At 72.0% G+C, this 24523-nt stretch carries 24 protein-coding genes; 15 read left to right on the top strand and 9 right to left on the bottom strand.

All coding sequences use genetic code 11. The features are described from left to right. Nucleotides 1-6: 6 nt before the first annotated feature. Complete coding sequence (locus ABZT17_RS05530) at nt 7-771, bottom strand: SDR family NAD(P)-dependent oxidoreductase (RefSeq protein ID WP_356344034.1); 765 nt, start codon at nt 769-771, stop codon at nt 7-9. A 92-nt stretch (nt 772-863) separates the two neighbouring features. Then, on the bottom strand, nt 864-1988 hold the full coding sequence (locus ABZT17_RS05535) for an acyl-CoA dehydrogenase family protein (protein WP_356344036.1): 1125 nt from the start codon (nt 1986-1988) through the stop codon (nt 864-866). A gap of 96 nt (nt 1989-2084) precedes the next feature. On the opposite strand from ABZT17_RS05535, the gene ABZT17_RS05540 reads away from it, so the two are divergent. Beyond that, nucleotides 2085-3257 (top strand): thiolase family protein, encoded by a 1173-nt coding sequence (locus tag ABZT17_RS05540; RefSeq protein ID WP_356344038.1) that lies wholly within the window; start codon nt 2085-2087, stop codon nt 3255-3257. Between the two features lie 79 nt (nt 3258-3336). Here the strand turns inward: ABZT17_RS05540 and ABZT17_RS05545 are convergent, their stop codons facing one another. After that, nucleotides 3337-4815 carry an aldehyde dehydrogenase family protein gene (locus ABZT17_RS05545; RefSeq protein WP_356344040.1) on the bottom strand — a complete coding sequence of 493 codons (1479 nt, stop codon included), beginning with the start codon at nt 4813-4815 and terminating at the stop codon, nt 3337-3339. A 260-nt stretch (nt 4816-5075) separates the two neighbouring features. On the opposite strand from ABZT17_RS05545, the gene ABZT17_RS05550 reads away from it, so the two are divergent. Further along, nucleotides 5076-6332, top strand: coding sequence for an amidohydrolase family protein (locus ABZT17_RS05550; RefSeq protein WP_356344043.1), 1257 nt, complete (start codon nt 5076-5078; stop codon nt 6330-6332). Between the two features lie 90 nt (nt 6333-6422). Here ABZT17_RS05550 and ABZT17_RS05555 read toward each other — a convergent pair whose 3' ends face one another. Together ABZT17_RS05555 and ABZT17_RS05560 are read right to left on the bottom strand one after the other, a co-directional pair. Continuing rightward, the gene (locus ABZT17_RS05555) at nt 6423-7421 is read right to left on the bottom strand and encodes an LLM class flavin-dependent oxidoreductase (RefSeq protein WP_356344045.1); all 999 of its coding nucleotides are present in this window, start codon (nt 7419-7421) and stop codon (nt 6423-6425) included. A gap of 72 nt (nt 7422-7493) precedes the next feature. Beyond that, nucleotides 7494-8276, bottom strand: a complete 783-nt coding sequence (locus ABZT17_RS05560; RefSeq protein ID WP_356344048.1) for an enoyl-CoA hydratase/isomerase family protein — start codon at nt 8274-8276, stop codon at nt 7494-7496. Between the two features lie 102 nt (nt 8277-8378). On the opposite strand from ABZT17_RS05560, the gene ABZT17_RS05565 reads away from it, so the two are divergent. From ABZT17_RS05565 to ABZT17_RS05575, 3 genes are read left to right on the top strand one after another with little or no spacing between them, the layout of a single operon-like run. Beyond that, complete coding sequence (locus ABZT17_RS05565; protein ID WP_356344050.1) at nt 8379-8684, top strand: hypothetical protein; 306 nt, start codon at nt 8379-8381, stop codon at nt 8682-8684. A 15-nt stretch (nt 8685-8699) separates the two neighbouring features. After that, a complete protein-coding gene (locus tag ABZT17_RS05570; RefSeq protein ID WP_356344052.1) occupies nt 8700-9020 on the top strand; it encodes a hypothetical protein in 321 nt (106 codons plus the stop codon). A 32-nt stretch (nt 9021-9052) separates the two neighbouring features. Continuing rightward, nucleotides 9053-9220 (top strand): hypothetical protein, encoded by a 168-nt coding sequence (locus ABZT17_RS05575; protein ID WP_356344054.1) that lies wholly within the window; start codon nt 9053-9055, stop codon nt 9218-9220. 3 nt (nt 9221-9223) lie between these two features. Here the strand turns inward: ABZT17_RS05575 and ABZT17_RS05580 are convergent, their stop codons facing one another. Together ABZT17_RS05580 and ABZT17_RS05585 are read right to left on the bottom strand one after the other, a co-directional pair. Then, nucleotides 9224-10000 (bottom strand): glucose 1-dehydrogenase, encoded by a 777-nt coding sequence (locus ABZT17_RS05580; protein ID WP_356344056.1) that lies wholly within the window; start codon nt 9998-10000, stop codon nt 9224-9226. Continuing rightward, complete coding sequence (locus tag ABZT17_RS05585; RefSeq protein WP_356344058.1) at nt 9997-11316, bottom strand: acyl-CoA dehydrogenase family protein; 1320 nt, start codon at nt 11314-11316, stop codon at nt 9997-9999. The genes ABZT17_RS05580 and ABZT17_RS05585 overlap by 4 nt, the downstream gene beginning before the upstream one ends. Nucleotides 11317-11422: 106 nt before the next feature. Between ABZT17_RS05585 and ABZT17_RS05590 the strand changes: the two genes are divergently transcribed. Genes ABZT17_RS05590 through ABZT17_RS05630 form a run of 9 tightly spaced genes read left to right on the top strand, consistent with a single transcriptional unit; the run spans nt 11423 to nt 21358 of the window. Beyond that, entirely contained in the window at nt 11423-12655 is a 1233-nt protein-coding gene (locus ABZT17_RS05590) for a CoA transferase (RefSeq protein ID WP_356344060.1), read from the top strand. A 25-nt stretch (nt 12656-12680) separates the two neighbouring features. Next, complete coding sequence (locus ABZT17_RS05595; protein WP_356344065.1) at nt 12681-13880, top strand: cytochrome P450; 1200 nt, start codon at nt 12681-12683, stop codon at nt 13878-13880. A 6-nt stretch (nt 13881-13886) separates the two neighbouring features. Continuing rightward, nucleotides 13887-14360 (top strand): VOC family protein, encoded by a 474-nt coding sequence (locus ABZT17_RS05600; RefSeq protein WP_356344067.1) that lies wholly within the window; start codon nt 13887-13889, stop codon nt 14358-14360. Then, a complete protein-coding gene (locus ABZT17_RS05605) occupies nt 14351-15502 on the top strand; it encodes an acyl-CoA dehydrogenase family protein (RefSeq protein WP_356344070.1) in 1152 nt (383 codons plus the stop codon). The genes ABZT17_RS05600 and ABZT17_RS05605 overlap by 10 nt, the downstream gene beginning before the upstream one ends. A 4-nt stretch (nt 15503-15506) precedes the next feature. Then, a complete protein-coding gene (locus ABZT17_RS05610; RefSeq protein ID WP_356344072.1) occupies nt 15507-17006 on the top strand; it encodes an AMP-binding protein in 1500 nt (499 codons plus the stop codon). Beyond that, nucleotides 17003-18268 (top strand): MaoC family dehydratase N-terminal domain-containing protein, encoded by a 1266-nt coding sequence (locus tag ABZT17_RS05615; RefSeq protein ID WP_356344074.1) that lies wholly within the window; start codon nt 17003-17005, stop codon nt 18266-18268. The genes ABZT17_RS05610 and ABZT17_RS05615 overlap by 4 nt, the downstream gene beginning before the upstream one ends. Nucleotides 18269-18270: 2 nt before the next feature. Beyond that, nucleotides 18271-19035: a crotonase/enoyl-CoA hydratase family protein gene (locus tag ABZT17_RS05620; protein WP_356344077.1), complete on the top strand. Its 765-nt coding sequence runs from the start codon at nt 18271-18273 to the stop codon at nt 19033-19035. Between the two features lie 2 nt (nt 19036-19037). Next, nucleotides 19038-20201, top strand: coding sequence for a CaiB/BaiF CoA-transferase family protein (locus tag ABZT17_RS05625; protein WP_356344079.1), 1164 nt, complete (start codon nt 19038-19040; stop codon nt 20199-20201). A gap of 11 nt (nt 20202-20212) precedes the next feature. Continuing rightward, nucleotides 20213-21358, top strand: a complete 1146-nt coding sequence (locus tag ABZT17_RS05630; RefSeq protein WP_356344082.1) for an acetyl-CoA C-acyltransferase — start codon at nt 20213-20215, stop codon at nt 21356-21358. Between the two features lie 45 nt (nt 21359-21403). Here the strand turns inward: ABZT17_RS05630 and ABZT17_RS05635 are convergent, their stop codons facing one another. Continuing rightward, nucleotides 21404-21550 carry a hypothetical protein gene (locus ABZT17_RS05635; protein WP_356344084.1) on the bottom strand — a complete coding sequence of 49 codons (147 nt, stop codon included), beginning with the start codon at nt 21548-21550 and terminating at the stop codon, nt 21404-21406. Between the two features lie 69 nt (nt 21551-21619). Next, nucleotides 21620-22831 carry an acyl-CoA dehydrogenase family protein gene (locus ABZT17_RS05640; protein ID WP_356344086.1) on the bottom strand — a complete coding sequence of 404 codons (1212 nt, stop codon included), beginning with the start codon at nt 22829-22831 and terminating at the stop codon, nt 21620-21622. 138 nt (nt 22832-22969) lie between these two features. Between ABZT17_RS05640 and ABZT17_RS05645 the strand changes: the two genes are divergently transcribed. Then, on the top strand, nt 22970-24442 hold the full coding sequence (locus ABZT17_RS05645; protein WP_356344089.1) for an FCD domain-containing protein: 1473 nt from the start codon (nt 22970-22972) through the stop codon (nt 24440-24442). Nucleotides 24443-24523: the final 81 nt, after the last annotated feature.

The raw sequence follows: 24523 nt of genomic DNA on the forward strand, positions 1-24523 counted from the left end.
AGGACCTCACTTCGGGCCGAAGCGCTGGCCGGCGTCGAGGCGCAGGCACTGGCCGTTCAGCATCGGGTTGTCGACGACGGCGAGGGCGAGTTTCGCGTACTCCTCGGGGCGGCCCAACCGCCTGGGGAACGCGGCGTCCCTCACGAGCGCGGCACGCGTCCCGGCGGGGATCTTCTCGGTGGCACCCGTCTCGAACAGACTCGGCGCGATGGCGACGACCCGGATGCCGAGCGAGCCGAGATCGCGGGCCATGGTGAGGCTCATCCCGGCGATCGCCGCCTTGGCCGCCGAGTAGGCGACCTGGCCGATCTGCCCCTCGAAGGCGGCGATCGACGAGGTGTTGACGATGACGCCCCGTTCGCCGTCGGGCTCGTCCGGCTCGTTGCGGCTCATGCGCGCGGCGGCCAGCCGGCTGATGTTGAAGGTGGCGACGGCGTTCAGGTCGAGCACCCTCCGGAAGGTCTCCAGATCGTGCGGACCGTCCTTGCCGAGGGTCCGCCGCACGCTGCCGCCGCCCGCGGTGGTGACCGACACATGCAGCCCGCCGAGAGCCTCCACGGCGGCGTCCAGCGCGACCTCGGTCGCCTCGAAGTCGGTCACGTCGACGGGATGGAAGCTCCCGCCGAACACCGCGCAGACCTCGGCTCCCGCCGATGCCGGACGGTCCAGTACGGCGACGTCGGCGCCGCGGGCCGCCAGCAGTTCGGCGGTGGCCCGGCCCATGCCGGACGCACCCCCGAACACCACGGCCTTCTTGCCCTTGATCTCCATCGGGAACCCTTCGGATCGTTCGGCTCGGGCGGCCCTGAAGACGGCCGCGGGGAGGACGCGGTTGGTGGATCCGGCGCCGGTCGCCCGTCCGGTCAGACGGACAGGGGAGACCGTCGCAGCAGGCCGCACAGCCGGTCGCGGTGCACCGCGGCGTCGCCGTACAGCACGCTGTCGGCCCGGGCCCGGCGCAGGTGGAGGTGGAGCTCGTGCTCCCAGGTGAAGCCGATGCCGCCGTGCAGTTGGAGCGCCCGGCCCGCGACCTCGCCCGCCCCGGCCGCGACGTACGAGGCGGCGGCGCAGGCGGCCCGCTCGGCGTCGTCGGCGCCCGCGTCGGCGGCCATGGCCGCGCAGTAGGTCGCGGCCCGGGCGCCCCGCACCAGCAGGGCCATGTCGGCGCACGCGTGCTTGACGGCCTGGAACATCCCGATCGGCCGCCCGAACTGCACCCGGGACCGCGTGTGTTCGACCGTGAGCCGCAGCATGCGCTCCATCACGCCGAGCGCGTCGGCGCACCGCAGCACGGACGCCTCGTCGAGCCACCGCTGGATCTCGTCGGGCCCGGCGTCGAGGTGGCGCTCGCGCGGGACACGTACGCCGTGGAGGCGGACCTCGTAGAACGAGCGGGTCAGATCCAGGACCTGCTGCCGGCGGACGGCGACACCGGGGGTGTCACGGTCGACCAGGAACGACGCCGGAACCCCGCGACACCGTGCGGTGACCAGCAGACGGCGGGCGCCGCCGGCGTCCTGCACCGCCGTCTTGACGCCGTCCAGGACGATCGTGTCCCCCTCCGCGCGGGCGGTGGCGCGGATGCCGTCGAGGGACCACGGGGCGTGCGGTTCGGCGAAGGCCCAGGTGGCCCAGTCGGCCCCGGCGGCGAGCCCGGGCAGCACCTCGGCCCGCAGCCCGGATGACCCCGCCGCGGCCAGTGCCCGGCCGACGATCGCGGTGGGCGCGTACGGACCGCGCCCCAACGCCCGCCCCAACTCCTCCGCGAGGAGCGCGAGTTCCACCAGTCCCTGGCCGCTGCCGCCGTACTCCTCGGGCAGGGCGAGGCCGGGCCAGCCGAGGCCGGCCGTCAGCCGCCACATCTCGGGATCGACGTCCTCGCCACGGTCGGCCCATGCCCGTACCCGCTCGATCGGGGCCTGGTCGGCCAGCAGGTCGCGCGAGGCCTCACGGAGCATCGCCTGCTCTTCACTGAGCTCGAAGTCCACCCCAACAAGGTATCCTCTTTAGCTGACATGGTCGAGATTTATGCCGACCTACTGGGAACTCTGTCGGCCGACCCTCCATTTAAGTACTCTGAATTCATGGTTGATGCCGTTCTTCTCTCCGCGTGCCGCACCGCGATCGGAACCGCCCGCCGAGGAACGCTCCGGGACACCGACGCCTTCGAACTCGCCACGGCCGTCGTCCGGGAGGCCGTGCGGCGCAGTGGGCTGCCGCCCGAGACGATCGACGACGTCGTCCTCGGTGAATCCCTCGCCGGAGGCGGGGACATCGCCCGGTACGCGGCGCTCGCGGCGGGTCTGGTCCACGCCCCCGGCCTGGCCCACAACCGGCACTGCGCCTCCGGCCTCGCCGGTGTGGCGACCGCCGCGGCGAGCGTGCGGGCCGGCATGGACCGGGTGGTCGTCGCGGGCGGAACGCATTCGTCGTCCACGGCGCCGACGGCACGGCGGCGGATTCCGGGCACCGACGACTGGCAGGACCCCTGGATGGCACCCACCCATGTGTCCACCCCCGAGGCGCCCAACGACGACATGGCCGTCCTCGTGGGCTGGAACACCGCACGGCTGGCAGGGCTCACCCGACAGGAGATGGATGCCTGGGCGCTCCGGTCCCACGAACGGGCCGTGCGGGCCATCGACGACGGCCGGTTCATCGAGGAGATCGTGCCCGTCGACGTCACCGGCCGGGACGGCGCGACCTCCGTCTTCCTCACCGACGAGCATCCGCGACGCGACACCAGCGCAGAGAAACTGGCCGGGCTGAAGGTGCTGCACCCCGAGATCGAGGGGTTCTCCATCACCGCCGGCAACTCCAGCGGCGTCAACGACGGCGCGGCGGCTGTCGTCGTCGCGGGAGCGGACACGGCCGCCGCGCACGGGCTCGCGCCCCTCGCCACCGTACGCGCGTGGGCGAGTGTGGGAGTCGACCCCGTGGAGACGGGACTCGCGCCGGTCGCCGCGATCCGCAAGGCGCTCACCCGCGCCGGCCTCGGCGTCGACGACGTCGACCTCTTCGAGGTCAACGAGGCCTTCGCCGCGGTGGCCGTCGCCACCACCCGTGAGCTGGGCCTCGACCCCGAGCGGGTCAACCCCTTCGGCAGCGGGTGCAGCCTCGGTCATCCCATCGCGGCCACCGGCGCCCGCATGGTCGTGACCCTTGCCCACGAACTGCGCCGCCGGGGCGGCGGAACGGCGGTCGCGGCCATGTGCGCGGGGGGCGGCATGGGTTCCGCCATGGTCCTGACGGTGTGACCGACGGCGATCGGGGGCGGGTCCGGGGCGGGTCCGGGGCACCGGACCCGCCGAAGGGCCGCTCCCGCAGCCGGCCGGCTCAACGCGCCGCCCAGCTCACCGTCTTGGTCTGGAGGTACTCATCCAGCCCGAACTCGCCCCATTCCCGGCCCAGTCCGCTCTGCTTGTACCCGCCGAACGCCGCCCGCGGATTCACCCCGGCGCTTCCGCCGTTGATCGTGACTCCGCCGGCCCGGATACGGGAGGCCATGTCGTACGCGGCCACGGTGTCGGCGCTCCAGACGGCGCCGGCGAGACCGTACGGGCTGTCGTTGGCGATGCGCACCGCCTCCTCGTCCGTGCGGAACGGGATGACCACACCGACCGGGCCGAAGAACTCCGTACGGGCGACGGTCATATGGCTTTCGACACCGGTGAAGAGGGTGGGCTCGACGAAGTGGCCGCGGTCCAGGCCGGAGGGGCGCCTGCCGCCGAGGACCAGGCGCGCCCCCTCCTCCTCACCGACCCGGATCAGCTTCTCCACCTTGTCCCGCTGCACCTCGCTGATCAGCGGGCCCATCGTGGTGGCCGGGTCGGCGGGATCGCCAACCCGGACTCCGGCCAGGGCCGCGGTCAGCCGGGCGACGAACTCGTCGTGCACGGACTCGTGCACCAGCGTGCGGGTCAGCAGCGAACAGCCCTGACCGGCGTGCGTGGTGATGCCCGCGAACGCCGACCGTACGGCGCCGTCCAGGTCGCCGTCGGCCCGGACGATGTTGGCCGACTTGCCGCCGAGTTCGAGGACGACCTTCTTCAGGGAGGCGGCGGCCTGGGCGTAGACCATGCGGCCGACCGTGTCGGAGCCGGTGAAGCTCACCAGGTCGACCATGGGGTGCGTGGTGAGTTCGCGGCCGGCCTCGGCGTCGCCGGTGATGATGTTGAGCACCCCGGCCGGCAGCCCGGCCGCGTCGGCGAAGTCGCCGATCAGCAGGGACTCCAGGGGAGTCGAGGGAGCCGGTTTGAGTACGGCGGTGCAGCCCGCCGCGAGGGCCGGGATCACCTTCATCATGCTGAGGAAGAACGGGAAGTTGTAGGCGGAGATCAGCGCACAGACCCCGAACGGCTCGCGCCGCAGCACCCCTTGGGAGATGCCGGTTCCCGGAGCGATCGTGGGCTCCATCGGGCGCTCCCAGGTGAAGGCCGGCATCACCCGCTCGGCCATGTCCCGCAGATGCGTCACCGGTACCCGGGTCTGCAGGGTCTGGGCCAGCGCGCGGACCGAGCCCGCCTCGGCCATGTTGACGGCCACGAGCTCGGGCAGCCTGCGCTCCATCTCGTCGGCCATGCGCAGCAGTACCGAGGCCCGTTCGGCGGGCCTCATCCGCGGCCACGGCCCCTCGTCGAAGGCGCGCCGGGCCGCCTCGACGGCCTGTCGTACGTCCGCCGGTGCGCAGCCCGGGACCTCCGCGATCGTCTCCTCGGTCGCGGGGTTGTGGACGGGGACCGTGGTGTCCGCCCGGCCGTCGGTCCGCTGTCCGTCGATGTAGAGCCGCGTGGAGAACGAGTACGCCGTCGTCATGAGCTGTCTCCTGATCGCCGTCAGTGCGGAGCGAGCGATTAGAGTGTACTGAATAACGCGAGCGAGGTCGGTGCAGCTGCGAGGCAAGCCCGTTGTCAGCTAAATGTCAGCATCCGGCTGGAAGGACCGGCTTGCAATCCGTATGCCGAATTATTGACTCGACCGGTCGGTACAGCTAACTTCGGCAGTACTGCGGGGGTGGGTTCCGGAACGAACGACGAGGTTCGAAAGAGGTACCGACTGTGTTCAAGGAATTTGTGGTGTCCGGCGACTCGCACATCATCGAGCCGGCCGATCTCTTCAAGGCCCGACTGCCGAGGGAACTGCGCGAGCGGGCCCTGTGGGAGGAGGAGTTCACGCTCGACGAGCCGATCGTGGACGGCGGCCACACCGAGTTCAAGAAGCTCCACACGATCGGCTTCGACGGCTGGACCATCTCCAAGTACCGGCAGTTCGGCGGTGAGACCCCGGACGGCGAGCCGGAGCACATCCTGAGGGACATGGACCTCGACGGGGTCGACGCCTCCGTGATGTTCCCCAACCTGTCGCTGTTCGTGCTCTTCACCGACGACCACGAACTGTCCATGGCGCACGCGCGGGTGTGGAACGACTACATCGCCGAGCGCTTCCTGAAGCACAAGGACCGACTGCGTCCGACCGCGGCGATCCCCCTGACCGACATCCCCGAGGCAGTCGCCGAGATCGAGCGGTGCGCCCGCATGGGGCTCGGCGCGATCCTCATCCCGGAGACCCCGCCCGCGCCGTACTACTCCCGGATCTACGACCCGGTGTGGGCGGCCGCCCAGGCGCACGGGATGCCGGTGTTCGTCCATGTGGCCACCGGTGGCGTGCGCGTCAGCGAGGCGGAGTCCGACACGGCGGTCACCGTCCGGGGCATGATGACGGCCGTCAACATGGGCAAGGGCCAGCTGACCGACGACATGGTGTCGGGCCGGCTGCTGGCCGGAGGGGGCGGCGACGGCGGTCCGCGGCGCATCATCGCGGACCTCGTCGGCGGCGGTGTCTGCGAGCGGTACCCCGACCTCCACTTCAACCTCATCGAGTACGGCGCCGGCTGGCTGGTCTCCTTCATGGGCTACATCGACAAGGCGTGGCGGACCGGGACCGGCCAGGACGCCGACTGGTGGCTCGGCTTCTGGGACGACAGCCGCGGACCCAAGGACCAGCCCGCGATGGGCCGGCTCTTCGCCGTCAACGAGAAGTGGCCCTACCCGCTCAAGCCCAGCGAGTACATCCAGCGGCAGATCCATGTGCAGTTCGCGGACGACCCGACCGCGGTCAAGGCCCGGCACATCACCGGGCTGTCGACCGTCATGTGGGGCAACGACTACCCGCACGCGGAGGGCACCTTCCGCAGCAGTGCCGAGTGCATCGCCGAGAACTTCGACGACACGGTCTCCGACGAGGACCGCGCGGCCATCCTCGGCGGCACGCTCGCCGACGTCGTGCACTTCGACAAGAGCAGGAAGCTCGCGCCGCTTGCGCAGGATGCCTGAGCCGGGGCGGTCGGGTCGATGACGGACCGGCCCCGGAGCGCAGCCGCCGCTCCGGGGCCGGTGTGTTACGCGTGTCCGCGCCGGCTTCGGTCAGTCCGCCGCGGCCACCGCACCCACGAGCCCGAGGGACGCCCGGGCATAGGCGGACCGGCGCCTGCGGCTCACCATGAAGCTCGGTGGCGCGAAGTAGCCGACGTCGCGGGGGAGTGAGCCGCCGCGGCGGACGAGCGCCTCCTTCGCGTCGGCCGTCGTCCCGCACAGGGCGATCTCGGAGACCATCTCGTCGGTCACCGCCTTCGCCATCCCCTCGGTGTCGCCCGCCCGGAACGCGGTGCGGAGCCGGGCGACCGGCTCCTGCCAGCCGTGGTGGGCGACGAACGGGTCGTACGTCTTGACGGTGAGATAGAAGGCGATCATCCGGCGGGCGTCGGCGACGGCCCGCTCGGGCGCCCCGTCGTCGACCGCCGTGATGATCCAGCCGTGTTCGAGCGGACGCGCGGTCCCGGTACGGCCCCGCTCCACGGACGGCCGTACGACGTCGTTCCACCAGGACCCGGTGAACAGTCCGTGCCCGATGACCCCGTCGGCGACCCGTCCGGCGGTCCTGGCCATACGGGTGTTGAACGCGGCGAGCAGGACGGGGATGTCCAGCCGCCCCAGGACGGGGGCCCGGACATCGGCGTCGAGCTCGTAGAACTCGCCGGAGTAGCGGACGGGCTCGCCGTTCTCCGCGTGCAGCCAGGTCCGTACGGCGGCCACGGTCTCGGCGATCCGGTCCACCGGGCGCTCGCCGGGCACGCCGAGCCAGTCCCGGTTGATCCGGAAGGCCGCGCTGCCCAGGCCGAGGAAGAGCCGGCCCGGAGCCTGGCCGTGCAGTTGGCGCAGCGCGGTCGCGTGGGCGTAGGGGGTGCGGGCGAAGGCGTAGGCGACGGCGGGGCCTGCCAGGGCGTGTTCGGTGTTCGCCACGATGTCGGCCACGGTGAGGTAGGCGTCGTGGTCGGCGAACTCCCCGGCGCAGAAGGCCCCGACACCGGCCCGCTCGGCCTCCCGCCCGATGTCCCGGCCGGGCCAGGGCATGCCGAACCGCATGGGAGCCTCCCGATCGTCGCAACGTCCGATGCCGTAAAACAGTATACTTATTTAGGGCAGGATCAAGTGGTGTCAGCGCAGTGTCCACTGTCCCCGGGGTACCGCCGAGCGGTCGACCTCCGCCTTCCCGACGGGGTTGCCGATCTGGGTGTACGACAGCCCCGTGCGCAGGGCCTGGGTGCGGGTGGCGTCGAGCGACTCCCAGATCGCCCGGACGGTGCCCTGGATCGCGGCGGGCGGTTTGGCGGCGATGAGGCGGGCGATGTCGTCGGCCCGCTCCCACAGCCGTTCGCGTGAAAGCACCTCGCTGACCAGGCCGATCTGTAGGGCGCGGGCCGCCGAGACGCGCTCGTCGAGGCCGAGCAGGGCGATGCGCAGGGTCTCCCCGAGGGGGATGCGGCGGGCGAGGCCGATCGGCTCCAGGGCCGCCGTGAGGCCGTAGCTGACATGCGGGTCGAAGAAGGTGGCCTCCTCCGAGCAGATCAGGATGTCGGCCTCGTTGAGCCAGTAGAAGGCGCCGCCGGCGGCCATCCCGTGCACCGCGCAGACCAGGGGCTTCCACACCTGGTTGAGCTTGGGGGAGAGGTACTCGCCGGGGTCGGTCTGCGACCAGGCGTTGGGGTGGCGTTCGATGCCCTCCTTGACGTCCATGCCCGTCGAGAACGCCCGCTCGCCCGCGCCGCGCAGCACGACCACCCGCACGTCGTCATCGGTCCTGACGGTGTCCCACAGGGCGGAGAACTCCTCCAGCATCCGCTGGTTGAAGCCGTTCATGACCTCGGGCCGGTCGAGGGTGACGGTGGCGACGTGGTCGGCCACCTCGTACCGCACGGTCTTCAGTTCCATGCCGTCCATCCCGCAGCTCCGTTCTCGACGCGATCGAGGAAAGTAGTATACTTTTCTCTGGTTACTCGGTACACCTTGACCGGTATCACGAGAGCCGCGGAGGACGCTGCGATGAGGCCACGCGTGGGTCAGATGCTCGCCAGTACGGTCGACACCACGGCGGTGATCGTCGTGCGGTGCCCGGACGGGGACCTGGAGATCACCTGCGGCGGGGCCGCCATGACCGAGGGGAGCGATCCGGCGCCCTCCGGCGCGCCCGACCCCACGCTGATGGGCGGAGCGCTGCTGGGCAAGCGGTACGCGGACGACGGCCTCGGCCTCGAACTCCTGTGCACCAAGCCGGGACCGGGCACGCTGGCCGTGAACGGCGTGCCGATGCCCATGAAGAGCGCCAAGCCGCTCCCCGCCTCGGACTGAGAGGGCGGCCCGCCCGTGAACATGGGGATGCTGCTGGACATGGCCGCCGAGGGGTTCGGCGACCGCGTCGTCATCGGGCGCGCGGGCGACGGCCTGACCGCCCCGCGGCTGCGTGAACTGGCCGCCGGTGGCGCGCGGTTGACACGCGCGGCCGACGCCGACGCGATCGTGTACCTCGGGGTGAACGGCCGGTCAACCACCGCCTCGGCGACCCGCAGCCCGACGCGCTGCGCGCCAACCACCCGCGCGTCCGACGCCCCCGCCGTCCTCATCTGCACGAGCGCCCGCGCACCCAGTTCTGTCCACTCTCACCCGGGGCGACTACCGCACCGCTGATCGACGCCTACCAGGAGATCAGGGGTGAGCCGTTGCGGGACCTCGTGTGGTTCGAGGCGCTGACCAAGTACAAGAAGTGCGCCGCGACGGCTCTGCTGATCAAACGTGCCCTGAAGGCGGGGGAGTTGAAGGACGTGCATCGGCGGATGCGCCCCGCGTTGCCCGTGCTGCTCAAGGAGGTGGCGGCACTGCTCGGCTGAGCCTCAGTACAGGCCGCCGTCCACCCGGATCAGCGCCCCCGTCGTGTAACTCGACGCGTCGCTCGCCAGATACAGCGCCGTGCTGATGATCTCCTCCGGGCGTCCCGGCCGGCCCGCCGCGCTCCGCGCGCTCCGCCGCTTCTCCTCCGTCCAGGCCCTGGAGATGTCCGTGAGGAACGGGCCGGCCGAGATGGTGTTGACCCGTACCGTCGGGCCGTACTCCAGGGCGAAGACGGTGGTGAGGGCGTTCAGGGCCGCCTTGGCACCCGCGTACGGGCCGAACCGCGGCTGGGGGAACAACGCCCCCGAGGACGAGATGTTGATGATCGAGCCGCCCTCGCCCTCGGCCATCCGTTCCCCGATCAGCGAGGCGAGCCGGAACGGGCCCTTGAAGTTGACGCCGACTACCTTGTCGAACAGCTCCTCGCTCGTCTGCGCCGACGAGGGGGCCAGCGGCGACATCCCCGCGTTGTTCACGAGGACGTCGACCCTCCCGAACTCCTCGTAGGCGGTGTCGGCGAGCCGGCCGAGGTCGTCCCAGTGGCCCACATGGGCGGCGACCGGGACGGCGCGGCGCCCCAGGTCCCGTACCTCCGCGGCGACCGCCTCGCAGGCGTCGAGTTTGCGGCTGGCGATCACCAGGTCGGCGCCCGCGGTGGCGAAGGCCCGCGCCATCTCCCGGCCCAGGCCCCGGCTTCCGCCGGTGACGAGGACGACCTTGCCGGACAGGTCGAACAGGTCCGCGGGGGCGATGGACTTGGTGTCGCGGTCGCTCGTCACGCGCCCACCCGACCCGACAGGCTGTCGTCCTCGATGATGTGCGCGTACCGCTTGCGGGCGGCCTCCAGCTTCGGCGGGATGTGCTCGCTGGGGAAGAGGCCTTCCGCGGGGCGGTAGTTCTTCAGCAGCTGCTTGGCGATGGTGGTGCGGTGCACCTCGGTCGGCCCGTCGGCCAGCGCGAGGTTCGGGGCGGCCATCCACCAGGTGGCGAGCGGGAGTTCGCCCGTGGTGCCGAGCGAGCCGTGCAGATGCACCGCCCGCTGGACGATGTCGTGCAGCACCTTCGCCGTCTGCACCTTGCACATCGCGATCTGGGTGCGGGCGGCGCCGTGCGGCTGGGTGTCGATGAGCCACGCGGTGTGCAGGACGAGCAGCCGGAACTGCTGCAGCTCCACCCATGAGTCCGCGATGAACTGCTGCACCGCCTGCTTCTCGGCCAGCACCGTGCCCTGTGTACGGCGCGACAGCGCGCGCTCGCACATCATGTCGAAGGCGCGGGCGCACTTGCCGACGGTCCGCATGGCGTGATGCACCCGGCCGCCGCCGAGGCGGGCCTGGGCCACCTCGAAGCCCTCGCCGGGGCCGCCGAGCATGGCGTCGAGCGGGACGCGGACCTGGTGGTAGCGGATATAGGCGTGGATGCCCTCGTCTAGGCCCTCGCGCTCGTCCATCGTGCCGACGTTGCGCTTGATCTCGATACCGGGGGTCTCGGCCGGCACGATGAACATCGACATGCGGCGGTGCGGCGGCGCGTCGGGGTCGGTGACGGCCATGACGATCAGGAAGGCCGCGTAACGGGCGTTGGAGGAGAACCACTTCTCGCCGTCGATCACCCACTCCTCGCCGTCGCGCCGGGCGCGGCAGACGAACTCCTTGGGGTCGGCGCCGGCCTGCGGCTCGGTCATGGAGAAGGTGGAGACGATCTCCCCCTCCAGCAGGGGCCGGAGATAGCGGCTCTTCTGCTCCTCGGTGCCGAACATGGCGAGGATCTCGGCGTTGCCGGTGTCGGGGGCGGCCGTGCCGAAGACGGTGGGGGCCCAGTAGGAGCGGCCCAGGATCTCGTTCAGGAGAGCGAGCCTGACCTGGCCGTAGCCCGGTCCGCCGAGCTCGGGGCCCAGATGGCAGGCCCACAGACCCTGCTCCCGGACCCTTTCCCGCAGCGGCCGCAGGATCGCGCGGGCCTTCTGGTTGCGGGTGTCGTACGGGTCCCCGCCGTGCGGGAAGAGGAGGTCGAGCGGCTCGACCTCCTCCCGTACGAAGGCGGCCGCCCAGTCCAGCCGGGCCTGGAAGCCAGGGTCGATCGTGAAATCCAGCATGGCGAAAACAGTATACTTTTTATGGCTCTCGGTCCATACTCGGAGGCACAAGAGCCGCATTGGGTATGCGCAATCAATGGTCGATGAGCCGCAGAGGGGTGGTTCGATGCAGAGGCCGATGGAGGGCGTGCGGGTGCTGGAAGTCGCACAGTTCACCTTCGTCCCGGCGGCGGGAGCCGTGCTCGCCGACTGGGGTGCCGACGTGATCAAGATCGAGCACGCCGAACGCGGCGACGGCCAGCGGGGGCTGGTCCGGGTGCTCGGATACGACGCCATCAGCGAGGGGTCGTCGTTCTTCCCGATCGTCGAGGGCCCCAACCGCGGCAAACGCAGCGTCGGTCTCGCACTGGAGAAGCCGTCCGCGCGCCCGGTGCTGGAGGAACTGATCAGGAACAGCGACGTGTTCCTCACGAACTTCCTCCCCGAGGCCCGCGCCGGGCTCCGGATCGACCTCGAGGACGTCCGGGCGGTCAACCCCGACATCATCTACGTCCGCGGCAGCGGCTTCGGAGCGCGCGGCGAGGAGGCGGGCAAGGGCGGTTACGACAGCACGGCGTTCTGGGCGCGCGGCGGCAGCGCCGCCGGTGTCACCCCGCCCGGCGCGGAGCGCATGACCCGGATGCCGGCCGGGGCCTACGGCGACTGCGTGGGCGGAATGACGATAGCCGGGGGCATCGCCGCCGCCCTCTACTCCCGCGCCACGACCGGCGAACCGTCCGTCGTGGACGTGTCGTTGCTCGGCGTCGGCGCCTGGGCCACGCAGTTCACGGTCAACATGGCACTGATGGCCGGCGGCCCGCTCCCGGTGAACACCCCACCTCGCCACGGTTCGGTCACCAACCCCCTGGTCGGCGCCTACCGTTCCTCGGACGGTCGTTGGATCGAGCTGTCGATGCTCCAACCCGGCCGGTACTGGGCGGAGTTCTGCAAACTGGCCGGCCGCGAGGAACTGGCCGCCGACGAACGCTTCGACAGCACCGGGAAACTGATGGCGAACGCCGCCGAGGCCGCCGAGATCGTCGCCGGGCTCATCGCCTCCCGCCCCCACGCGGAGTGGGTCGAGATCCTCTCCCGGGGCGAGGGCCAGTGGGCCGCCGTACAGAACTCCTGGGAGGTCGGCCAGGATCCCGCCCTGCGCGCCAACGGGCTCATCGCCGCCGTGGTGGACGCCGACGGGGTGGACCGCGAACTCGTCGCCAGTCCGGTCCAGTTCGACGAGACCCCGGCCGAGCTCACCAGGGCACCGCAGTTCGCGGAACACACCGACGAGGTCCTGCGCTCGCTCGGCCTCGGTGACGAGGAGCTCATCGCGCTCAAGATCGACGGCGCGGCGACCTGACGGACGCGGGAAGCGAGGAGCCGTGATGAGTACGACGCTCGAACCGGACGGCACCCACGACGGGGTGCCCGCCTACTACTTCGACAACCGCCTCGGCGGACCGGTCCTCAGCCACCACGAACGCTGGGACGAACTGGCCGCCGACCACTCGGGTTTCCGCAGCACCACCGCCCGCGGCTACTGGGTCGTCACGGACGGCCCCGCCGTGCAGCAGGCGCTCCAGGACTGGCGGACCTTCTCCAGCAGGTCGGTGACGGTGCTGGACCCGGACCCGAAGTTCCTGTGGATCCCCGAGATGCTGGACCCGCCCACGCACTCCGTGTGGCGGCGGCTGCTGGGCCGCTACTTCTCCCCGAGCGCCGTGGCCGCCCGGGAGGCGGAGGTCCGCGAGGTGGCGGGGGAGATGATCGACGCGCTGAAGGCCCTCGGGGGCGCCGACGTGCTCGACGCGTTCGCCCGCCGCTTTCCGACCCTGATCTTCATGCGCCTGATGGGCCTGCCCGAGGAGGACCTCTCGACCTTCCTCGCCTGGACCCATGAGCTGCTGCACCTCTCGCACCGCGAAGACCCGGACGGGGCGAGGCAGTTGGCGGCCATGCGGGAGGTGTCGGCCTATTTCGAGGAACAGATCGCCCTGCGCCGCGAGGCACCCCGCGACGACCTCCTCTCCACCGCCATGGCCTGGACGATCGACGGCGAACCCATCGACGACCGGGACATGCACGCCTTCTGCGTCCTGATGTTCCAGGCCGGCTTCGACACGGTCCCCATCTCCGTCGGCTGGGCGCTCTACCACTTCGCCACCCATCCCGAGCAGCGCGCGGAGATCCTCGCCGACCCCTCGCTCATCCCCACCGGCGTGGAGGAGATCCTGCGGGTGTACTCACCCGTCGTCCCGGCGCGCAAGGCGACCCGGGACGTGGAGATCGGCGGCTGCCCGGTCAAGGCGGGCGAGATGGTGATGCTCCCGATCGTGGTCGCCAATCGGGACCCCCGGCGCTACGACGACCCGCTGGAGGTCGATCTGCACCGCAAGGCCACCAACCACATCGCCTTCGGCTCCGGCCCGCACCGCTGCCTCGGCTCGCACCTGGCACGCCTCGAACTCAACGTGGCGGTCGAGGAGTGGCACCGGCGCATCCCCGACTACCGGGTCGCCGCGGGCCAGGAGCTGTGGCAGCACGGCAACATGTACGGCATCACCTCGCTGCGACTGGAGTGGTGACCGGGAATGGCCCCTCCCCTCAGCGCGGCGGACCTCTACCACACGGGGATCGTGGTCCCGGACATCGAGGCGTGGAAGGCCCGGATGGCAGAGGTCGCCGGCCATCGCTGGACCGAGACCATGACCGGCGACCTACGGATCCGCACGGCGGACGGAGAACGCCCGCTGCTGCTGCGGTACGCCTACTCGCTCGACGCCCCGCACCTCGAACTCGTCCAGGAGATCCCCGGCACCCCGTGGACCGCCGCCGAGCGCATCGCCACCCATCACCTCGGCTACTTCTGCGACGACGTCCCGACCACGTCCAAGCGGTTGGCGGAGGCGGGTTTCCCCCTGGAGGCCTGCGCGGTCGTCGACGGGGAACCCTCGCTGTTCGCCTACCATCTGGACCCCTCCGGCGTACGCATCGAGATCGTGGACCGCGCCCTGATCCCGGACTTCGACGCCTACCTCCGTGCGAAGGCACCGACGTGGCACTGACGTTCACCGAGGAGCACGAGCAACTCCGCTCGACCCTGCGCCGCTTCCTCACGGACAAGGCGCCGAGCGAGGCGGTACGGCGGTCGATGGAGTCCGAACAGGGCCACGACCGGCGGCTGTGGCAACAGATGGCCGGCCAACTCGGTCTGCACGGACTGGCGTTGCCACAGGAGTACGGCGGCTTCGGCGGCGGCCCGGTCGAGTTGGGGATCGTGCTGGAGGAACTGGGCCGAGCCCTGCTGCCCTCGCCCTACTTCGCCACCGTCGCCCTCGCCGGACAGGCCCTCGCCGTCAGCGGCGACGAGGCGGCCCGGGCCCGCTGGCTGCCCGGGATCGCCGACGGCTCGCTGACCGGCACGCTCGCGCTGGCCGAGGAGAGCGGGTCCTGGCAGCTCGCGGACGTGAGGTCGCGGGCCGTCCGCGACCGCGCCGGCTGGCGGGTGTCGGGCAGCAAGATGTTCGTCGTCGACGGGCACAGCGCCGACCTGCTCCTGGTCGTGGCCCAAACGGATCTCGGCCCCGCGCTCTTCGCCGTCGACGGCACGGCCGCCGGGGTCACCCGCGCCCGCCTGGACACCCTCGACCCGACCCGCCGGCTGGCCCGCGTGGACCTCGACGCCGCCCCCGCCGAGCCCGTCGGGCCGCAGGACGCCACCGCGTATCTGCGCCGGGTGCTGGACCTCGCCGTCGTCGCGCTGGCCGCCGAACAGGTCGGCGGGGCACAGGCCTGTCTGGACGCGGCCGTGGCGTACGCGAAGGCACGGGTGCAGTTCGGCCGCCCCATCGGGTCGTTCCAGGCGGTCAAGCACAAGTGCGCCGACATGCTGCTGAAGGTCGAGGCGGCCCGGTCGGCCGCGCACCACGCGCTGTCCGTGGCCGCCGCCGCCACCGCAGAGCCCGCGGTGGCGGCGGCGATCGCCGGGGCCTACTGCGCGGACGCCTACACCCACGCGGCCAAGGAGAACATCCAGATCCACGGCGGCATCGGCTACACCTGGGAGCACGACGCGCACCTCCACCTCAAGCGCGCCAAGTCGTCCGAACAGCTCTTCGGCAGCCCCACGGCACACCGGCGCCGACTGGCCGACCTGGTCGGCATCTCCCCGGCTCCGATCCCGGCCACCCCGGCGACGAAGGGCTGATCACGTGGGAATTCGCGACCGCCTGTCCCGGCTGCTGGCCGAAGCGGCCGTCGACGCCGAGGCGATCGAGTACGAGGGGGAGTGGTGGACCTGGGGGCAGGTCCGGCGGACCGCCCGGCACCTCGTCGAGACACTGGACGCCGCCGGCCTGAAGACCGGCGCCCGTATCGGGGTCGTACTGGAGAACCGGCCCGAGCACGTCGCCGTGGTCGCCGCGGTCATCGCCTCCGGACGCTGCCTCGTGATGCTGAGCCCCCTGCAGCCGGCCGCCCGGCTCACCGCCGACCTCACCGCCTGCGAGCTGCCCGTCGTCGTCTCCGGCCCCGAACCACTGCGCCGCGAGGGTGTGCTGGCGGCGGTGACCGCCCACGGCGCGGCCCTGGAACTCGGCACCGACGGCACCCTGCGCCCGGCCGGCGGAACCGCCCCGGCCGACGCCCCGGCCACTCCGGACACCGCCGTGGAGATGCTCACCTCCGGCACCACCGGCCCCCCGAAACGCGTCCGTCTGCGCCTCGGCCAACTCGACCAGGCCCTCGTCTCCGGTGGCCAGAGCCCCAAGTCGGAGCGGCTGCTGTCGCCTTCGGCGGCACTGGTCTCGGCGCCCCTCGTGCACATCGGCGGACTGTGGCGGGCGCTCGCCTGTCTCGCGACCGGCCGCCGCATGCTGCTGATGCCCAGGTTCGCCGTCGAGCCCTGGGTCAGCGCGGTGGAACGCCACCGGCTCAAGGCGGCGAGCCTGGTCCCGGCGGCCATCCGCGCCGTGCTCGACGCCGGAGTGCCCCGGGAACGGCTCGCCGGCCTCCAGGTCGTCACCTCCGGCACCGCCCCGTGCCCGCCCGAACTCGCCGACGCGTTCCTGCGCACCTACGGCGTTCCGGTCCTGATGACCTACGGCGCCACCGAGTTCGCGGGGGCGGTGGCCGGCTGGACGCTGCCGCTGCACCGGCGCTGGTGGCGACGGAAGGCCGGCAGCGCCGGGCGCGCCTTCGACGGCGTCGAACTCCGGGTGACCGGCGAGGACGGCGGGGAACTGCCCGTCGGCAGGACCGGGCGGCTGGAGGTCCGCACCGAACAGAGCAGCCGGGGCGCCGCGGCATGGACCCGCACCAGTGATCTCGCCCGGATCGACGCCGACCGGTTCGTCTGGATCGAGGGACGCGCCGACGACGCCATCATCCGCGGCGGCTTCAAGGTCCAGCCGGAGACCGTCCAACGGGTCCTGGAGACCCACCCGGCGGTCCGGGAGGCCGCCGTGGCCGGGCTGCCGGACGCACGGCTCGGCCAGGTGCCGGTGGCGGCGGTCGAGATCGAGCCGCATCGGCCGGCCCCGGACACCGCCGAACTCGTCCTGCTGTGCCGGACCCGGCTCATGCCCTACGAGGTCCCCGCGCACCTCGTCGTCGTGGACGCCCTGCCCCGCACCCCGTCGAGCAAGGTGAGCCGTGTGGAACTGCTGGCCCTGGTGCGCGAGCACCTCGGACCGAAGGAGGAACAGCGATGACGCGGACGCGGGAGCGGTTCGGTGTCCTCACCGACGAGGCGGTCGCACGCTCCCGCCGCCGCCTCGGCCTGCCCGAGCCGCAGCGCAACCCCCCGCACAACTACGAGGTGACCTGGGACGGCGTACGCCACTTCGCGTACGGCTACGGCGACGACAACCCCCTGTACTGCGACCCGGACTACGCGGCCGGCACCCGCTGGGGCTCGCTCGTCGCACCGCCCACCTTCCTCTACACCATGGGCGAGGACGCGGCCCCGGCACCCGACCCGGAGACCAGGGCACTGCTCAGGGGCGATCCGTTCGCCGGACTCGGCTCCTACCAGGCGGTCATGGAGTACGAGTGGTGGCGGCCGCTGCAACTCCGGGACCGCTGCCGGTTGTTGCAGACCCAGGTGGGCGTCCACCTCAAGCCCAGCCGCTTCGGCGGCCGCACCGCCCACGTCACCCGCGACCACCTGTACGCCAACGGGCGCGGCGAGATGCACGCCCTGCGACGCGGGACCTGGATCAACGCCGAGCGGCACGCCTCCCGTGAACGCGCCAAGGAGCGGCTCGTCCAGGAGCCCTACACGCCCGAGCAGCTCTCCGAGATCGACGCCGCCTACGCGGCCGAGACCCGCCGCGGCGCCGAACCCCGTCACTGGGAGGACGTCGAGGTCGGCGAGGAGCTCCAGCCGCGGGTGAAGGGGCCGTTGACCACGACCGACGTGGTCGTGTGGCATCTGGGCTGGGGCATGCAGCTCACCCCTCCCGGGGCGTTCGGGATCGCGGCGCGGGTGCGGCGCAAGGCGCCCGGACTGTACCCGCCCAATCCGCTCGGTGTCCCCGACACCGTGCAGCGGCTGCACTGGGAGCCGGAGCGGGCACGGGAGTTGGGCCTGCCGAACCCGTACGACTACGGCGGTATGCGCGAGACCTGGCTGTGCCATCTGCTCACCGACTGGACCGGCGACGACGGCTGGCTGTGGAAACTCCGCTGCGAGCACCGGAAGTTCAACTACCACGGCGACACCACCTGGGTCCGCGGCACCGTCGTCGGCAAACAACGGGTGGACGACCGGGCCGAGGTGCACATCGAGGTGCGGTGCGAGAACCAGCGCGGCGAGATCACCACCCCCGGCACCGCCGTCGTCCTGCTGCCGACCCACGACCGGCCCGTCACCCTGCCGAAACCCCCGGCCGACGACCTCGACGGCATGGTCGCCCATGAACTCGCCCGATTCGCCGTCACCGGCGACCGACCCGACGAGCAGAGGAGTTAGGCGTGTCCGACGAGGTGCTGGTGGAACGCCGTGGCGCGGTCCAGGTCATCACGATCAACCGCCCGGCGGTGAGGAACGCCCTGGACCACGCCGTGGCCCTGGGAGTCGCGGCGGCCGTCGACGAACTCGACGAGTCCGACGCACTGCGGGTGGGTGTGCTGACCGGCGCGGGCGGCACGTTCTCGGCGGGCATGGACCTCAAGGCGTGGCTGCGCGGCGAGACTCCCGCGATCGAGGGCCGCGGTCTGTGCGGGATCAGCATGACCCCGCCCCGCAAACCGCTGATCGCGGCCGTCGAGGGCTGGGCTCTGGCGGGCGGCTTCGAACTCCTGCTGGCCTGCGATCTGGTGGTCGCCGCGCGCACGGCCCGCCTCGGCGTCCCCGAGGTGACCAGGTCCCTGGTCGCCCGCGCCGGGGCCGCGCTCCATCTGCCGCGCCGGATCCCGTACGCCATCGCCCTGGAACTCCTGCTCACCGGACAGCCCATCGACGCCGGACGGGCGGCGACCCATGGGCTGGTCAACCGCCTCACCGACGAGGGCGGCGCGCTCGACGGGGCGTTGGAGCTCGCCGGGACGATCGCGGCGAACGGCCCGCTGGCGGTCGCGGCGACCAAGGAGATCGCCCGCGCCACCGCCGACTGGACCCTGGACGAGGCCTGGGGCAAGCAGTTCGACCTCGCCGAGCCGGTGTTCCAGTCGCAGGACGCCGAGGAAGGGGCCAGGGCCTTCGCGGAGAAGCGGCCGCCGGTCTGGAAGGGACGCTGAGCGTGCGGGCGAGGGACATCGGCGGAGGTGCGCCCACCGCGGCCGGCCCGCTGGCGGGCGTGCGTGTCGTCGAACTCGGCGGTATCGGGCCGGGGCCGTTCGCCGGGATGTTCCTCGCCGACCTCGGCGCCGACGTGGTCCGTGTGGACCGGCCCGGGCGGGCGGGCGCACCAGACGCGGGCGGGCCGGCGGACGTACTCGACCGGGGCAAGCGGTCGGTCGTACTCGACCTGAAGGACCCGGCCGGGACCGCGGCGCTGCTGCGACTCATGGAGTGCGCCGATGTGCTGATCGAGGGCTTCCGGCCCGGCGTCACCGAACGGCTCGGCGTCGGACCGCACGACTGCCTCGCCCGCAACCCCCGGCTGGTCTACGGCCGTATGACCGGCTGGGGACAGGACGGACCCCTCGCCACCGCCGCCGGACACGACATCACCTACATCGCGCTGACCGGGGCCCTCGGCGCGATCGGGGAGGCGGGCGGTCCGCCGCAGATCCCGCTCAACCTGGTCGGCGACTTCGGGGGCGGCGGCTGCTACCTGGTGATCGGTGTGCTGGCCGCGCTGCACGCCGTCGCCCGCACCGGCCGCGGCCAGGTCGTCGACGCGGCGATCGTCGACGGCACCACCCATCTGCTCGCCAGCACCTACGCCAAGCTCGCCCGTGACGAGTGGACCGACGAGAGGGGCGTCAACCGCTTCGACGGCGGCTGGCCCTTCTACGCCGTGTACGGGACCAAGGACGGCCGGCATATGGCCGTCGGCGCGCTGGAGCGCAAGTTCTACCGCAGCCTGGTCGAACTGCTCGACCTGGACGTGGACCCGGAGCTCCAGCACGACCGGTCGACCTGGCCGCGGCTGCGGCGGCTGCTGACGGAGCGGTTCGCGGAACGCACCCGCGACGACTGGGCGCGGCTGTTCGAGGGCACCGACGCCTGCGTGGCACCCGTGCTCACCCTCACCGAGGCGGCCTCCCACCCCCATCTGGCCGCGCGCGGGGGCCTGTTCACCCGCGACGGCGTGCTCCAGCCCGCCGCCGCCCCCCGCTTCTCGGCGACCCCGTCGCGCCCCGGCCGCACCGCGCCGGCCGTCGGCGCCGACACCCGGGCCGTGTTCCGGGACTGGGGCGTCGACGCCCCGGTGCCGACCGCCGACCGACCTCACTAAGGAGCTGTCCCATGCCAGAGGCCGTCATCGTCGACGCCGTACGCACACCGATCGGCAAGCGCAACGGAACGCTGGCTCCGGTGCACGCGGCGGATCTGTCGGCCGAGGTGCTCAAGGCGCTCGCCCAACGCACCGGCATCGACCCGGGTTCGGTGGACGACGTGGTCTGGGGCTGTGTCACCCAGATCGGCGACCAGTCCAGCAACGTCGGCCGCTTCGCGGTGCTCGCCGCCGGCTGGCCCGAGCATGTGCCCGCGGTCACCGTCAACCGGGCCTGCGGCTCCAGCCAGCAGGCCGTCGACCAGGCGGCGCACGCCGTCATGTCCGGCCAGTACGACCTGGTGGTGGCGGGCGGTGTGGAGACCATGAGCCGGGTGCCGCTGGGCTCGCACCGCACCACGGGACAGCCCTACGGTCCGGCCGCCGTCGCGCGCTACGGCGGATTCGAGTTCAGCCAGGGCATCGGTGCCGAACTCATCGCCGAACGCTGGGACTTCAGCCGCACCCGCCTCGACGAGTTCGCCTCCGCGTCGCACGCCAGGGCCGCCGCGGCGATCGACTCGGGCGTCTTCGACGACCACATCGTGCCGATCGACGTGGACGGCACCAAGTTCACCACGGACGAGGGGCTGCGGCGCGGCACCTCGGTGGAGAAACTGGCGGGCCTCAAGCCGTCGTTCAAGGAGGACGGCGTGATCCACGCCGGGAACTCCTCCCAGATCTCCGACGGCGCCGCGGCCCTGCTCATCACCACCCCGGAGCGCGCCCGCGACCTCGGTCTCACCCCGATCGCCCGTTACCACAGCGGCGCGGTCAGCGGCGCGGACCCCATCACCATGCTGCTCGGCCCGATCCCGGCCACCGAGAAGGTGCTGCGCCGCTCCGGTCTCTCCCTCGACGACATCGGCGTCTACGAGGTCAACGAGGCGTTCGCACCGGTGCCGCTGGCGTGGCTGGCCGAGACCGGCGCCGACCCCGAGCGCCTCAACCCGCTCGGCGGCGCGATCGGCGTCGGGCATCCGCTGGGCGGTTCCGGCGCCATCCTGATGACCCGTCTGCTGGCGCGGATGCGGCGCGAGAACCTGCGCTACGGCCTCCAGACCATGTGCGAGGGCGGCGGCACCGCGAACGCCACCGTCATCGAACTGCTGCCCTGACGCGCCCGCGGGCCCCGCGCTCCCGGACCCGGCCGCGCACGACGCTCAGGCCGGGGCGTCGAAGGTGACGACGACCTTCTCGGCCGCCCCGGGGGTCAGCGCCAGCTCGAACGCCCGCGCCACTTCACCGAACGGCACCCGGTGACTGATGAGCCGGGCGATCCGGTCCCGGTGCTTCTTCATGGTCGCCATCGGACTGCTCCTCCCGCCGGTCATCAAGAAAGATAGGTCGACCGATCGGTACAATCAATGCCTCCGGGGTCACGACGCGCGGCCGTCGGCCGGTCGGCGGGGCTCGCGCGGCAACCCCAGCCCCCGCTCGGCGATCTGCGTCCGCAGCACCTCGTTCGCGCCGCCCGCGATCGTGTACGCGCGCGAGTAGAGATGGGCGTCCTGCCACCGGCCGTCGGCCACCGCCTCCGGGTCGTCCTCGGTGAGCAGCCCGTCCGTGCCCTGGAGGCGCAGGCCGAAGTCGGTCAGATCGTGGTTGAGCTCGCTGAAGAAGATCTTGCCGAGGAGCGCGTCGGCCGGCTGTTCCGTGCCGTGCAGCATCCGGGACTGCGCCAGGCCGGTCATCGCCGCGTTCACCTGCACCCGCGCGGCGAGTTCGCCGATGGTCTGCCGGACGGCGGAGTCGTCGAGCGCGCCCGGTGTCCGCTCGGCGAGCCGCACCAGGTCCTCCAGCACCGCGAGCAGCTCCACGCCCCGCGCGGCCACGCCGGAGCGCTCTCGGCCCAGGCTACTCATCGCCACCCGCCAGCCGTCGTTCACCTCGCCGATGACGTTCGCCGCCGGGATCCGGACGCCGTCGAGGAAGACCTCGTTGAAGTCGGTCGTGCCGGTGATCTCGCGCAGCGGGCGTACCTCGACGCCCGGGCCGCGCATGTCCAGCGCGAACGCCGTGATGCCCTTGTGCCTGGGTGCGTCGGGGTCGGTGCGGGCGAGCAGGTACCCCATGTCGGCGTGCTGGCCGTTGGTCGTCCACACCTTCTGGCCGTCCACGACGAACACCGCGTCCGTGCCCTCGCCCCGGCGGACCGCGCGGGTGCGCAGCGCCGCCAGGTCGCTTCCGGCCTCCGGTTCGCTGAAGAGCTGGCACCACACGTCCTCGCAGCTGCGGATCCGGGGCAGGAAGTGCGCCCGCTGAGCCTCCGTGCCGAACTCGATCACCGCCGCCGAGGCCAGCGAGGCGGCGCCGACGGGTGGCCAGGTGCGGGCCCGGGCGATCTCCTCCGCGACGACGGACGGCTCCAGGGGATGGGCGTCGGGCCGGCCGCCGTACTCGACGGGCCAGTCGATGCCGAGGAGGCCCTCCTCGTAGAGCTTGGCCGTCCACTCCCGGATCGCCGGCATCAGCTCGGGATCGGGTGCGCGCACCCCGGAGCGGGTCTTGACGCCCGGGGCGTGCTCCGCGACGAAGGCGCGCACCTTGCGGCGGAACGCCTCCAGCTCGGGTGTGGACGTAAGGCGCATCGCCGTCGACTCCTTGTCGTCGTGCCACCGCGGCCAAAATGAGTATACTTTAACCATGGTGTCGCCCTGTCTGCCAGTGCCTGGTGGCCGCTCTGAATAGACTGGGGATCCGCAATACCCCCTCAGAGGAGTTGGCCCATGGCGACTGCCGTCGATCGCGAGCCCGCCGACGGCGAGAGCGGCGTCCTGGTCGGCAAACTGGCCGCTCAGACCGCCCGGCGCATCGAGGCGTCCGTGATCCGCCAAGGGTGGCCCGTGGGCGAGTCGTTGGGCTCCGAGTCGGACCTGCGGGAGTGGCTCGGCGTCAGCCGCGCGGTGCTGCGCGAGGCGGTCCGGCTGGTCGAGCACCACCAGGTCGCCCGCATGCGGCGCGGCCCGGGCGGCGGACTGATCGTCTGCGCCCCCGACGCCGGACCCGCCACCCGTGCCATGGTCATCTACCTCGAGTACGTCGGCACCAGCGTCACCGACCTCCTCCAGGCCCGCCGGCTCCTGGAACCCATCGCCGCGGGCCTGGCCGCCGACCGGATCACCGAGGAGGGCATCGCCACCCTGCGGACCGCCCTGGAGTCCGAACTCGCCCACTGGGACGACCCGTCGGTCCACTCGCAGGACCCGCTGCACCCGGTGCTCGGCCGGTTGTCGGGCAATCCGGTGCTGCATCTGTTCATCGATGTGCTCACCCGCCTCACCGCACGCTACGCGCACACCTCCCGCCGGATCTCCAAGGCCGAGATGCACGCGGCGAAGGAGATCTCGCACCGCGAGCACACCGCCGTCGTCGACGCCGTCATCGCCGACGACGGAGCCCGGGCGCAGACCGAACTCACCGCGCACCTGGAGTCGGTGGCCGCCTGGATCGAGAAGCACCGGGTGCGGCGCGGTCAGCGCATCTCGGGGAGCGTGGTCGAGCCCGAGCTGGTCGAGGGGCCCCGGGCCAAGCTGGCCGAGGTGGTCGCCGCCCGTATCCATGACGACATCGCCGCCCGTGGCTGGCAGATCGGGATGGTCCTCGGCTCCGAGACGGATCTGCTGGCCCGGTACGAGATCAGCCGGGCCGTACTGCGCGAGGCCGTCCGGCTCCTCGAGTACCACTCGGTCGCCCGGATGCGCCGCGGCCCCGGCGGCGGACTGGTCGTCACCGAGCCCGAGCCGCAGGCCAGTATCGACACCATGGCGCTCTTCCTGGAGTACCAGGGCGTCACCGCCGACGACCTGCGGATCGTGCGCAACGCCATCGAACTGGGCGTCGTCGCCCGGGTGACCGCCCGGCACGCCGAGGGGGACACCGAGATCGCCGAGCGCCTGGGCAAGGCGGTCCGCCGGCCCACCGAGGGCCCGGCCGACGACCCGCGCAAGGCCGACCTCTTCCACTCCGAGCTCGCCGCCCTGGCGGACAACCCGGTGCTCTCGCTGTTCCTCGCCATCATCACCGAGCTGTTCCGCCGGCATGCCTCCGGTCATGACCGGCCGCTGCCCGGGGACACCGCCGCCGAGGAGGTCCAGCACGTCCACCAGCGCATCCTCGACGCGATCGTCCAGGGCGACGCCGGGGTGGCCCGGCATCGGATGCGGCGGCATTTGGATGCACTCATTCCCTGGTGGCACTGACGATTTCCGTGAGCAGCCCGGCGTCTTCACGGGTCACGAGAGGCGGTTCAGGGAATCATCTGGACCCGGAAAGTCAATTAC

The sequence above is a fragment of the Streptomyces sp. NPDC005648 genome, assembly GCF_040605395.1.
Classification (GTDB): Bacteria; Actinomycetota; Actinomycetes; order Streptomycetales; family Streptomycetaceae; genus Streptomyces.